We start from the raw sequence: 12,605 nt of genomic DNA on the forward strand, positions 1-12,605 counted from the left end.
AAGCGTATGAAAACGCTCTCATAAAATAGGTTATAAGGAGGGAAAGTTAGATGTGGATGAAAAAATTTGCTCCTATCGCTTTAGTCGCAACACTTACATTAGGTCTTGCAGCATGTTCATCGGATGATGGAGGTGTTAAAGCATCGGAGTATCCAAAGAATAACATTACACTTGTTGCTCCTTCTGGAGCAGGTGGTGGCTGGGATCTTACAGCACGTGCCATTGCAAAAACATTAAACGATACAAAATTGGTGGAGAAGCCAATTACAGTGGAGAATAAACCAGGTGGTGGTGGAGCTGTATACATGGCAGAATTCGCTACGAAAGAAGTAAAAAACGATCATGTCCTAATGGTTAAATCACCACCAATTCTTATTAATAACAACAAGGCTGAAGGGAATAGTCCATATGGCTACAAGGATACTACTCCTTTAGCACAGCTTACTCGTGATTATGGCGCAATCGTAGTAAAAAATGATTCTAAGTTTGAATCACTTCAAGACGTGCTAGACGCTATTAAAGCAGATCCGAAAGCAGTTACTTTAGCTGGAGGGTCAGCACCGGGCTCTATGGATCATTTAGTTGGAGTACTACCAGCACATGAAGCGGGAATCGACCCTAAGTCTGTAAAGTATGTGTCCTATGACGGAGGGGGAGAAGCAGTTGCTGCTCTTCTTGGTGGAAATGCTGATGTGATAGCTACAGATGCTTCTACTATCGCAACTTATGTGAAGTCTGGAGATGTGAGAGTTTTGGCAGTTAGCTCTAGTGAACGATTAGAGGGAGAGCTTGCTGAAGTTCCAACATTCAAGGAATCCGGAATTGATGCAGAATTCACTATTTGGCGTGGAATTTTTGGCCCTAAGGAAATGTCTGAAGGTGCTGTAACCTATTGGTCAGAAAAGCTGGAAAAGATGACGGAGACAGACGAGTGGAAAGCAGAGCTTGAGAGAAACGGCTGGGCTAGTGAATATCGTAACTCAGAAGACTTTACCGCTTATTTAGAAGAGCAAGATGAAGTAATTGTAGAATTGCTAACAGCTCTTGGTATGCAGAAATAATCAGGTGAGGCGACTAGTAAAGTCGCCTTTTCCTTTTGGTGGGAGGGATAGATAGATGAATAAAAGCTTTGACCGCTTTGCTGGTATTGGCTTTTTATTGGTAGGAATAATTTTTTTGGTGGAGAGTCAAAAAATTTCTGATAGCGCATATGGCTCCTCAGTAGGACCAAAAATCTTTCCGATGTGGCTTGGAATTATATTAATGCTTCTTAGTATTCGCTTAATATATGAAACGTTTAGATATAAATCAGAGGAATCTGGCAAAGAAAAGCTTCAATATAAGAAATTTATCATAATTTTTGTTAGTGCCTTACTTTACGCCTTTTTACTCGAAAAGATTGGTTATGTTATTTCTACTTTTCTCTTTCTGCTTGTTGCTTTTCAAACAGTTGAACGTGGAAAAGTTATTTACTCGGTCATCATATCTGCCGTATTTTCAGTCGGGGTTTATTACTTATTCTCAGAGCTGCTCGGAGGTTCGTTACCAGGATTTCCACTGCTATAAGGAGGGAGACATCAAGCGATGAGTACATTACAGTTTTTAATGGATGGATTTAGTGTTGCCTTCCAATGGCAAAATATATTATTTGCATTTGTAGGTGTAATTATTGGAACCGCTGTTGGCGTTTTACCTGGGATTGGACCTATGAGCGGTGTGGCTCTCCTAATTCCGGTAACTGCAACTATCACGTCGGGGATGCCAACAGAAGCTGCAGCAGCTAGCTCTATTATATTGTTAGCAGGGGTTTATTATGGTGCTATGTATGGGGGTTCAACGACATCTATATTATTGAATACACCGGGAGAGTCCTCATCCGTTGTAACTACATTAGACGGATACCAAATGGCACAGCAGGGCAGAGCAGGAGCTGCTTTATCCATCGCTGCTATCGGATCATTCGTGGCAGGAATTGTTGCCCTTCTCGGTCTAGTGCTGCTAGCCGAGCCTCTTTCTAATGTCGCGATTAAATTCGGACCAGCTGAGTACTTTTCTTTAATGCTGCTGGGGCTAGCTGCCGTTAGTGGGCTCGCAGGAAAGTCTATGACCAAGGCATTAATAATGACTGTTTTAGGACTCATGCTAGGAACGATTGGTATTGATGCAGTTTCCGGTATTGCTCGCTTTACATATGACCAACCGATTCTTTATTCTGGCCTAGAGTTTTTAACAATCGCTGTAGGATTATTTGCACTAGGTGAGGTATTTAAAACGATATTGGAGAAAGATGAAGAGACGGGTAATATAGCAAAGATAAACCGCATACTACCCACTAAACAGGATATCAAGGACAGCTCTGTACCTATTGTCCGAGGTTCTTTACTTGGCTTCTTTATTGGAGTCTTACCAGGAGCAGGGGCTACACTTGCATCCTTCTTTTCCTACACTACAGAGAAGAAATTTAGCAAAAAGCCTGAAACTTTCGGCAAGGGGAATATTGCAGGAGTGGCTGGTCCAGAATCAGCAAACAATGCAGCTTCAGGTGGAGCGATGATTCCACTTTTGACACTAGGTATACCTGGATCTGGGACAACAGCGATCCTTATGGGAGCACTTATTATGTATAATATTCAGCCAGGCCCGTTATTATTTGATGAGCATCCAGAGGTTGCATGGGGTCTGATTGCTAGTATGTTCATTGGGAATCTGATGCTGCTTGTGTTGAATATGCCATTAGTTAGAGTGTTTGCAAAAATTATTGAAACACCTAAAAAATATTTGCTACCAATGATTATAGCCATTTCATTTTTCGGAGTGTACGCTGTACAGTACACAACCTTCGATTTGTTTTTATTATTAGGCTGTGGAATACTTGGGTATCTCTTATCTAAAAATGATTTCCCAGTTGCCCCATTAGTGCTTGCACTTGTGTTAGGTCCTATGATAGAAAATAACATGCGCCGTGCACTGACCATTTCTAACGGAGACTTTAGTATCTTCTTTACGAAACCATTATCATTAGTTTTCATAATTGCGGCAGCTGCTTGGTTGTTAGTCCCTCTTATATTAAAGGCTAGAGGGAAACGAGTGATTATTAATGAGGAAGAATAGATATAAGGGATTCTTAAAAGATGGTTTTAAGATATTTCCGCTTTAAGCGGGCGCTTTCTGGTGGGGGAGTGAAAAAGCTGGCCCTGTCGCTTACACGTCATTTGGAATGGCCTTAGCTGTCTACCTCCCGTTGGAGTCACCGCCTGTCTATATGCTTTTCTTATCCCTCAAAACAGCTGCCAGAGTCATAAACTTTGGTAGCTGTTTTTTTATAAAAATGTATTGCTATAGGCGCTCACTTTTAATTGAGGTGATCGATAAATACCAAAATAGGAGGACGATCATGAAGTGCGATCATCCTCCTAAAAATTATTCGGTATTGAAATGGACTATGAGTCTGTAGCTTTCGAAAAAGAGTAAAATGGAGATTTTTTTATGCTAGTTTGAATTTATTTATTTCTTCTTGTAAGTCCTGAGCATTCTGTGACAGCTCAACCGCCACACCACTGACTTGCTCCATACTAGCTGTTTGCTCCTCGATAGCTGCTGCAATACTTTCTACGTTAGAGGAAGCATTTGCTGCTCCGTTAGCGATTTCCATTGCAGAGGCGGAAACCTGTTCTGCAGAAGCTGAAATTTCCTCAGAAGTAGCTGAAATTTCCTCAATTTGAATGTTCATCTGCTCTACAGCAGTGACAATTTCCTCAAAAGCTTGGCCCGCTTCTCCAATAATTTTTACACCTTCTGTAACAGAAGTGAGGGAGTCCTCAGCAGCTTTCTCTACATTGCTTGTATCTAATTTTATCTCCTTAATCAAATTCACTATTTGATTTGCGGATTGTCTAGATTCTTCTGCAAGCTTGCGAACCTCATCAGCAACAACTGCAAATCCTTTGCCATGTTCTCCTGCTCGTGCTGCTTCGATTGCAGCGTTTAGAGCTAAGAGATTAGTCTGCTCTGTGATATTCGTAATCACATTAGTGATATTTTCAATTTCAATTGTTTGTTTGCTAAGCTTTTGTACTAAATCATTCATCATTTCGGAAGAATGGTTAATCGTATTCATCTGCTCGCTAGCCTGTTGAATAATTTTGCCTCCAGCGAGTGCTGCTTGATACGTCTCGTTCGAATTGTCATGTAAGCTCTGTGTTGATTCGGCAATTCTTTGAACTCCCGTTGCAGTTTCATCCATAGCGCGCGAACTTTCGTTGGCTGACTGGGCAGCAGAAGCGGAAGATTCTAGAGTGTCATTAGCACGATTGGCCATCTCATTTGTAGAGGCGGTTACCTCTTCTGTGCTAGCAGATAGCTCCTCGGCAGCTGCGCTTAAATGCTCCGAATTCTCATGTATGCGTTTGAGTAACGTTTGAAGATTGTTTTTCATTTGATTAGTAGCAGAAGAGAGCTTTCCTATTTCATCCTTAGATACGTATTTCAAATCATCCACCGATAAATCTCCAGTTGCAATGGTTTCGGACACGCTCACCATTTCTTTTAACGGATTAGAGATTTGCTTACGAGTGAACCACATAACAAAACAACCGTTTATCAGAATAATGACTAACATAACAATTGCTACAATGTTAGACAGAATCATAGCGTTATCCGTATCTTCCGATATTTTATTCAGTTCCTTATCCTGATAATCGAGCATTTTTTTTGCAACATCTAAAATACCAGCATTTGCAGGAGTAATACGATCCTTTAAAATTCTTGTTCCAGAGCTCATGCTACCTGTTTTAGCATACTCCAAGTATATTCCAGATGCCTCATTGAATTCATTTTTATAAACGTAAATCTCTTCAACATATTCCTTCATAGTTTTGGAGTGGGCAAGAGATGCAATTTCAGCAATTTTGTTGTCGACATACTGGATATAGTATTCTAACTGCTCCTTCGTCTCTGGAGAATTATCAATTAACAGTTCCTGTGAATATTGACCCTGCATTCCAATCCCAAAACGAATCTCGTCGATTATTCGTAATTGAGTGACTCTATAGTCGAGAGCCTCATCCACTTTACTTTCCACATTAGCAGATGTAAGCATAAATGTTCCAGTAGAGATTAATAACAAAACTAGAATAGTGATAAATGCGATGTTTAACTTTTTGCCGATACTCATAAGCTGCCTTCTTTCCAATAAATATAATCACTTCGTATTTATCGACTATTAGTAATGTCATTTGAAGTAGGCTAATGAAAAATTATTACTAAAAGGAATTTATTGATAAAAATTTAATAAAAATAGTCTAAAGTAGCTTAAAAACATTGTTGACATGGAGTTAACTCCACGATTTAAAGTCAAAGAGGAGGTGGTGGAGATGGAAATAGTTGTTCATAGTTTAGTTTGTATGTATGGATTATTAACATTAGTAGCTGGAGTGGTACAATGGAAGGAAAAGGGCTTTTCTATACGATCCTTATTATTTGTGTTAACTTCGCTTGCATTGGTTGTAAGCTCGTTCATTCCAAACTGGACGTTGTATTTAATAGTAGTCTGTTTTATAAGTCTACATTTGCTAGCAATCTGGGAAGGAATTCAGACAAAGGGAAGGATCAGCTATAGTCACCATGGTTTTCGGTTTGTTTTTCATATGCTAATTGTAATAGGGGTGATATTGTGAAAATTGGAGAATTTGCTTCCCAGACCGGGGTTAGCAAGGATACTATTCGGTATTATGAAAAGATAAAACTATTAAAGCCAAACATAGAGTGCTATCACCGAGATTACACAGAAGAGGATATACTGTCTATCCAAGTAATTATTAAGCTAAAACAGAATGGTTTTACATTAAATGAAATAAAATTACTCTTTGAGTGGACTGAACATGTAGATAAAGATAGTGAATTAACTGAGGTAGAAACAGATAAATTACAATTGCTAAGAAATTTATTTCAAGAAAAATATCGGGAAATGATACAAAAAGAAGAACAGATTATACAAATAAAAGAAGTGTTGCTCCGTGCAGACAAGAAAATGGAACAATTACTTGGAGGAACAAAAAATGAGACCTAATCTAACAAAAAATTTAAGCATAGAGGAATTTCAACAGTACTATTGGTTAAAGGAAGAACTTCAAAAGTTTTGTAGAGAACACAGTATTAGTCCCTCTGGCTCTAAAATAGAAATCGCCAATCGAATAGAGGTTTTTCTGCGCTCAGGTGAAATACTTCAACCAGTCAGGAAGACTAAACAGGTTAAAGCAGATGCAGTGCTGTCTTTAGATATTGTTATAAATGAGGGACATCGCTGTAGCCAACAAGTAAGAGCATTTTTTCAGCAAACCATTGGACCAAAATTTCATTTTTCTACCTATATTCAGGACTATTTTAAAAATAACGTTGGAAAAACATACCGTGATGCAGTGAATACTTGGAAAGAGGAAGAAGAACGTAAAAAAGATCCAACCTATAAAAGAGAGATTGCACCTCAATTTGAATATAACCGTTTCACTCAAGACTTTTTTGCCGATCCTAACAATAAAGAAAAAACACGTCAGGATGCAATCGATGCTTGGAATGCTATCAAACAGCTACCAGGTAGTAATAAATATCAAAAATAAAAAGTCGTACATTCGAATTACTTCGAGTGTACGACTTTTATCAAGTTAATTCCGAAGAATTAAAGTTTTACGATGTTAACTGCTTGTGGTCCGCGGTTACCTTCTTCGATATCAAATTCAACTTTTTGACCTTCGTCAAGAGATTTGAATCCTTCACCTTGAATAGCTGAGAAATGAGCGAATACGTCGCTTCCGCCTTCAACCTCGATAAATCCGAAACCTTTTTCTGCGTTAAACCATTTTACTGTACCTTGTGTCATGTAAAAAACCTCCATAAAATAAATTAAATAATATAAATCTTTCAACAGATAAAAAAATTCACATATTACAAAGAGTATCGACAAACATTTCACGATCACTTTTTGTAATATGTGAATTCAATGTTTTGATGAAGCAATTTAACTATTGAACTCAGTATATAACGTAACTTCTCATTTGTCCAGTAAAGTACTTAAGATATCTCAAAGTATTTCCCTAATCCTGTAAAACAGAATAAATAATTATCTTATATTTTATATAATGAATAGCTAAGCACCAGTACTTAGGGAAGTTTTAAAATAGTGAATAGTCATTCATTTTATGGTATTCTTTTCTAAAGAAAATTTTTAAAAGGGGAGAACGTATGCTTTTTAAAAAGGAATTTGATGTTTCCACTAAAAATGGTGTGGTAATGGGAAACGGGAAGGTATCCTTTCTGAGTGTTAAACTAAATGTCCATTGTTTTGTAGTGGATGGCGTTTTAATAGATACAGGGTCACAATCTCTCGAAAAGGAATTTAAACCATTTTTTCTCCAGCAGGAAGTAGATCAAGTAATGATTACTCATTATCATGAGGATCATACTGGCTGCGCTTCTTATCTACAAAATCAAGGTAAAACAATCTATATGAACGAGCTTTATATAGATTGTTGCCAAAAGAAAGCCGACTATCCTCTCTATCGCAGGCTATTTTGGGGGAAGAGGCAGCCGTTTAAAGCAGAGCCGATTGGCGAGACGTTTACTTCCAAATCCGCCACATGGGACGTCATTCCTACACCTGGACACGCCGAGGACCATTTAGCATTTCTTAATCGACAGACCGGGCAATTGTTTACAGGAGATCTCTATTGCCAGGAACGAACGAAGGTCGTACTTCGAGAGGAATGCATCCCGACATTAATAGAGTCCCTACAGCGAGTTCTTATGTATGATTTTGATGAAGTTTATTGCTGCCATGCAGGCTACTTAGAGAAGGGTAGAAGACAACTCGAAAGAAAGTTACATTATTTATTAGAGATACAGGACCGTATTTTGCAGCTTCATGCGGAGGGTAAACGTGAAGAAGAAATAACCCATATTATTTTTCCGAAGAAATATCCCATCACTCGCTTCTCCATGGGTGAATGGAGCTCCCTACATATCATACGTTCCGTGATTAATGAGAGCCTCAAAAGGACTGCTACATAGTAGAGTCCTTTTTTAGTCTGTTTCTCTGTACTAAGTGAGCGATCCTACTAGCAAATATAGAAAAGGACAGCTTTTTTCAAATTCCTCCTACATACACTCCATTATCCCTACTATTTTACCTTTATCTAAAAAGCAAAAGACCTTCCTAAAATACATTATATAGAATCCCTGCGTAAGCGTTCTCCTAAAAGAAGTTTTTGCTCGAAGAAAACAGTTTTATACCGTATGATTAATGGAGGAAGGTGAATTTATTTGAAAGCTTATATTTTAAAATTATCATTTGAGCACGTAGATCCGAAGGTGTGGAGAAGAATCGTTCTGCCGGCAGATGCGACATTTAATAGACTTCATGAGACCATTCAATACGTGACAAATTTTCGAAGCATGATGGAACCATATCATTCCTTCGCGATAGAAACAAACGACAAGTATATTACGAATGATGAAGCAATCATACAAAAATATAAAGGGAAGAAGTATGAAGGCAAAGAGGTTAAGCAGCCAACCCGTATAAAGATTGACAAGTATCTTCAAGAGAAGGGTTACCTCATTTATAACTATGACTTTGAAGACGATTGGAGAATTCTAATAGAGCTAGAAGAGATAGTAGAGGATTATTATTTTGGTTATCCTACTATATTGGATGGAGAAGGCATGGCGCCTCCTGAAGATATTGGTGGTCCAATTGGCTTTTCGGAATTTAAAAAAATTATGGCCAACCCTAATCATCCGGATTATTTACATATGTATGGCTGGGCTGAGCATCAGGAATTTAAACCTTTTGATAAAGACAAGTTAAATGAACTGCTTAAAAATGTGAAGTATAAAAAGACAGAGTGGGAGAAAATTGATCATGATAATTATCTTGTCCTCACGGATAAATATCGAGGTGGAGAATCTACTATTCTTGAGAATTCAGAAAACACGGAAGCTATTTTAAAGTATACAGTTGCTTGTATTAACTTATATGGAATCATTGACTTCTCTAAATTTCTAGATATATATAATTCGCAAAATGTTAAAGCTCTGACGAGAAATGAATTATTGTCATTTATAGATAAATCGTCAGAACAATTACAAAATCAATTTGTTACAGTTAATTCAGATGAGTTTGTACATACTTCGATAAACTCCAATGATTATGAAATCTTAAAAGAAAGCTCTGTAGGAAAGCCTTATTACGTGCCAGCAAAGGAAGAGCTTCTTCGTTATGCAGATCCTAATTATTACGAGGAAACAATCTATCAAGAAAAGCTTGCGTCCATGATGCAAAAGGATCTATTTGGTGGTAGCACATTAATGATCAAAGAAAATATGGATCAGCTAATCAGAGATATGCGAACAGTCGGTAGTAGTATTAATACGGTGGTTCAGAAATTTGCTGTTCGTCATAACATTCAAGATCAGGAAATGTTCAATGAATATGTGCAGGCAATTGCCTTCGTGTCGGTAACAACTCGCCTGTGGGGCAATAGAGGTCATACCCCACATGAAATTACTTTGATGGAGCAGCCAAATCTAAAAGCAGTACCAGCTGCACCGGAGAGCAAACAAACAGATAAAAAGGTCGGCCGAAACGACCCGTGTCCATGTGGCAGTGGTAAAAAGTATAAGAAATGCTGTGGAAAATAAAGACTGTGACACAACTCACCTTAAAAAATGAAAAGCTTCGAAAATTTTATGAACAGTAAAATTTTCGAAGCTTTATTTTTTGTTATAGGCTGCTATTGTTTTCGCAACAGGGGAAACTTTTTCTTGATATGACCTCAGTTTTATAGAAGCTAGTTATGTCAGGCTTGTTTTGAATGCAAAAGAATTTTCAGACTGTGTTTCACCTTCTGAATAGGTTCGTTCTGCAAAGGTAACCTGTTGATTGTAGTCCATTAACAATACAGTCGAGGAGCGTGTACCGTAGTTAGGTATTTTGATAAACATTGGAGATAAGCTACGTTCAAGCTCGAGAGCTACACCAGTCTCGGGAAGCTCATAATCCTGTGCAACATTTTCGTCTTTAAGTATTTCGAACAGAGGCTCAACTTCTACTTTATCTAATAGAAGATATTCAGCTAATTTCTGCTTTCCTTTTTTCACCTTTGGCCAGGGTGTGTTTAAGGTATGATTGCTTAAGCTATGTGTACCAGGCGCAATTTCATTCATTTCATCTAGGATATTGTTATAGTGATACAGGTGATTACTATCCCCAATGACAACATTATAGCCACCGTAGTTTTCTCTTTTTCTCTTTAAGCCTGCGATAAACTCCATTGGTTCTTCATTGCCAGCTAAAAAATCTCGAACGATATCACCTCGAGAAAGCCGACCCGGTTTTAGTTGAGGATCCCTAAAATTGGTCAATGCTGCAAAGCGACCAGCTTTAGAAACCCCAAGCCATGTTCCCATTTGAAGCAAATCTCGTCCGGCAAGGATGTTAGGATAATCCGTCCAAAAATGAGCAGACTCAGTTGGACGTTCATAAAATTCGTCTCGATTGGCAACTACTATGAGTGGATAGGTAGGATGAGTTTTAAATTGAAAATTAACGAGACACATATAAGATAGCTCCTTTTTGAACAAGTTATGAGGGAAGTCAGGTCTATAGCTAACTACTTCAATTATTATATCATTATCAGATTTGATGAGTGTCTGCTTTTATTGATGAAAAGTGATAGGATAAAATGGAATAAACGATTTTAATGGAGATGACAGAGATGAGTAATACACATATATTTTCTAAACGAGAAGAGCTTGCAAATGCAATCATACATGGTGTTGGTACACTTTTAAGTATAGCTGCACTTGTTATTTTAATCGTTTCCTCAGTCAAGTATGGGAATGCTTGGCATGTGGTGAGTTTTACACTGTTTGGGGCATCCATGGTGCTATTGTTTACATCATCGACCCTTGTACATGCATTTCCAGAGGGAAGAGCCAAAGACTTCTTTGAAATCATGGATCATTCTTCTATTTATTATTTAATAGCAGGCTCCTATACTCCACTTCTATTCTTAGTAGTAAAAGGTCCGCTAGGTTGGACATTGTTTGGTATTATGTGGGGACTAGCGATAGCAGGTACAGTGTTCAAAGCCTATTTTGTTAAGCGGTTTTTGCATACCTCTACTATCTTGTATGTTGTGATGGGCTGGTTAATAGTTTTTGCATGGAAGCCGCTCATCACCAATATGTCCACAGAGGGACTTGTTTTGCTAGCGCTTGGCGGATTGCTCTATACCGGAGGGGCGGTCTTTTATGTATGGAGAGGCTTTCCGTACCATCACGCAGTGTGGCATGTATTTGTGCTCGTAGCGGCTATTTTAGTTTTCTTCGCTATCATGACACTACTGCCAATACCTGTATAACTAAGGAGGAAATCACATGTATGATCCAACCGTCTTCGAAAATTTAAAGGTTGCATTTGAGAATCTTCTATATGATATGGACAATATAGAACGCAAAATCAATATAACTAACAGAACAGATCGAATGGATTTTTCTATTATAAAAAGAGACTTTTCTATTGAATTTGTCCTTTCCGATAAACAAAAAGTAACGGCAGAGATTATAATAGAAGCTTCCTTGGAGGAGTTAGCATCCGAAATTTTGGAGACTCCTGGTAAGGCCCCTGGCTGTACGTTACAGTTAAAATTTCAAAAAAGTGTAATAGAAGTACCTGAAGAGTGTAAGAGTATTGAGTTAGCCCTAAAGGAAATATGGGAGGACGATATAACAATCACTCAGCGTTTAAGCTTTGAATACGGACAATTAAAGAAAAACTATGTAAATACAATTTTGCTAAGCTTCCACCAAAAAATTAAAGAAGAAAATATAGGCGAAATAGATGATTTTCTAAGCAGTGTAATCGAAACGTTAGAGCTTCTTCATACTATATAGTCCTTTAGCAGAGAGATATTACTATTTGAGACCGGCTATCAAGGGTTTATGACCGGATAGAAAATTTTATAACCTGATAGCGAGGATTTATGACCGGATAGATTTTTTTATGACCGCATAAAAATATTTATAACCGTTCACGCCAAAAAGAAGTATTACATAGCGCAAACTCAATAGGAAGGTAATTAAAGAAGCAGTAGGAAGTAAGGATATTACTTTCTACTGCTTATTATTTGTTTCTGTAAGGAGTATTGTCTGAATCGACTGTAGAAAATAACAAGGTGGAAGAGAGCGAAATATAGTTTTGAATTACCATAAACGAAGAATAACTATTGCCCGTGTATTTATATAACCAAATTGCAAGGAGATGTATAATAATATATAGAAGGAAAGTGATTTATCCTATAGTTTTTTGCCTAATATCAATCCTAGAACATTCTACTAATGTAGCTAACTCTGAAGAGGAATGAGACTCTAATAAAATCTTTTTAAAAAAGTTTTTAAAAAGTGTTGACTTATAATATAAACGAGAGTAATATAGTAGAAGTCGCCAAGAGGTAAACAAGTTTGGCTGACACGATGAACATTGAAAACTGAACATGCAAAACGTTAAGACATATAGCATCAAACAACTTCGGTTGTATTGACGCAAAACA

13 protein-coding genes are annotated in these 12,605 nt (G+C 37.7%); 10 read left to right on the forward strand and 3 right to left on the reverse strand.

Annotated features, from left to right (window positions below):
• Positions 1-50: 50 nt before the first annotated feature.
• From H9650_RS19615 to H9650_RS19625, 3 genes are read left to right on the forward strand one after another with little or no spacing between them, the layout of a single operon-like run.
• Positions 51-1,061 (forward strand): Bug family tripartite tricarboxylate transporter substrate binding protein, encoded by a 1,011-nt coding sequence (locus tag H9650_RS19615; protein WP_144541693.1) that lies wholly within the window; start codon positions 51-53, stop codon positions 1,059-1,061.
• 55 nt (positions 1,062-1,116) lie between these two features.
• A complete protein-coding gene (locus tag H9650_RS19620; protein ID WP_191697942.1) occupies positions 1,117-1,566 on the forward strand; it encodes a tripartite tricarboxylate transporter TctB family protein in 450 nt (149 codons plus the stop codon).
• 18 nt (positions 1,567-1,584) lie between these two features.
• A complete protein-coding gene (locus tag H9650_RS19625; protein WP_191697943.1) occupies positions 1,585-3,111 on the forward strand; it encodes a tripartite tricarboxylate transporter permease in 1,527 nt (508 codons plus the stop codon).
• Between the two features lie 373 nt (positions 3,112-3,484).
• Here the strand turns inward: H9650_RS19625 and H9650_RS19630 are convergent, their stop codons facing one another.
• Positions 3,485-5,173 carry a methyl-accepting chemotaxis protein gene (locus tag H9650_RS19630; protein WP_191697944.1) on the reverse strand — a complete coding sequence of 563 codons (1,689 nt, stop codon included), beginning with the start codon at positions 5,171-5,173 and terminating at the stop codon, positions 3,485-3,487.
• Positions 5,174-5,372: 199 nt separating this feature from the next.
• Between H9650_RS19630 and H9650_RS19635 the strand changes: the two genes are divergently transcribed.
• From H9650_RS19635 to H9650_RS19645, 3 genes are read left to right on the forward strand one after another with little or no spacing between them, the layout of a single operon-like run.
• On the forward strand, positions 5,373-5,675 hold the full coding sequence (locus H9650_RS19635) for a hypothetical protein (protein WP_191697945.1): 303 nt from the start codon (positions 5,373-5,375) through the stop codon (positions 5,673-5,675).
• Complete coding sequence (locus tag H9650_RS19640; protein WP_191697946.1) at positions 5,672-6,067, forward strand: MerR family transcriptional regulator; 396 nt, start codon at positions 5,672-5,674, stop codon at positions 6,065-6,067. The genes H9650_RS19635 and H9650_RS19640 overlap by 4 nt, the downstream gene beginning before the upstream one ends.
• The gene (locus H9650_RS19645; RefSeq protein WP_191697947.1) at positions 6,057-6,614 is read left to right on the forward strand and encodes a DUF6434 domain-containing protein; all 558 of its coding nucleotides are present in this window, start codon (positions 6,057-6,059) and stop codon (positions 6,612-6,614) included. Before H9650_RS19640 ends, H9650_RS19645 begins: the two co-directional genes overlap by 11 nt.
• A 59-nt stretch (positions 6,615-6,673) precedes the next feature.
• Here the strand turns inward: H9650_RS19645 and H9650_RS19650 are convergent, their stop codons facing one another.
• The gene (locus H9650_RS19650; protein ID WP_144541707.1) at positions 6,674-6,874 is read right to left on the reverse strand and encodes a cold-shock protein; all 201 of its coding nucleotides are present in this window, start codon (positions 6,872-6,874) and stop codon (positions 6,674-6,676) included.
• Between the two features lie 362 nt (positions 6,875-7,236).
• Between H9650_RS19650 and H9650_RS19655 the strand changes: the two genes are divergently transcribed.
• Both H9650_RS19655 and H9650_RS19660 read left to right on the forward strand, forming a co-directional pair.
• Complete coding sequence (locus tag H9650_RS19655) at positions 7,237-8,061, forward strand: MBL fold metallo-hydrolase (protein WP_191697948.1); 825 nt, start codon at positions 7,237-7,239, stop codon at positions 8,059-8,061.
• A 252-nt stretch (positions 8,062-8,313) separates the two neighbouring features.
• Positions 8,314-9,693, forward strand: a complete 1,380-nt coding sequence (locus tag H9650_RS19660) for a plasmid pRiA4b ORF-3 family protein (RefSeq protein WP_191697949.1) — start codon at positions 8,314-8,316, stop codon at positions 9,691-9,693.
• 153 nt (positions 9,694-9,846) lie between these two features.
• Here the strand turns inward: H9650_RS19660 and H9650_RS19665 are convergent, their stop codons facing one another.
• Positions 9,847-10,611, reverse strand: coding sequence for an NRDE family protein (locus H9650_RS19665; protein WP_191697950.1), 765 nt, complete (start codon positions 10,609-10,611; stop codon positions 9,847-9,849).
• A gap of 158 nt (positions 10,612-10,769) precedes the next feature.
• Between H9650_RS19665 and trhA the strand changes: the two genes are divergently transcribed.
• Positions 10,770-11,417, forward strand: coding sequence for a PAQR family membrane homeostasis protein TrhA (trhA, locus tag H9650_RS19670; RefSeq protein ID WP_144541716.1), 648 nt, complete (start codon positions 10,770-10,772; stop codon positions 11,415-11,417).
• A gap of 16 nt (positions 11,418-11,433) precedes the next feature.
• A complete protein-coding gene (locus H9650_RS19675; protein WP_151112559.1) occupies positions 11,434-11,949 on the forward strand; it encodes a hypothetical protein in 516 nt (171 codons plus the stop codon).
• Positions 11,950-12,605: the final 656 nt, after the last annotated feature.

Source organism: Psychrobacillus faecigallinarum (assembly GCF_014836595.1).
Lineage (GTDB): Bacteria > Bacillota > Bacilli > Bacillales_A > Planococcaceae > Psychrobacillus > Psychrobacillus faecigallinarum.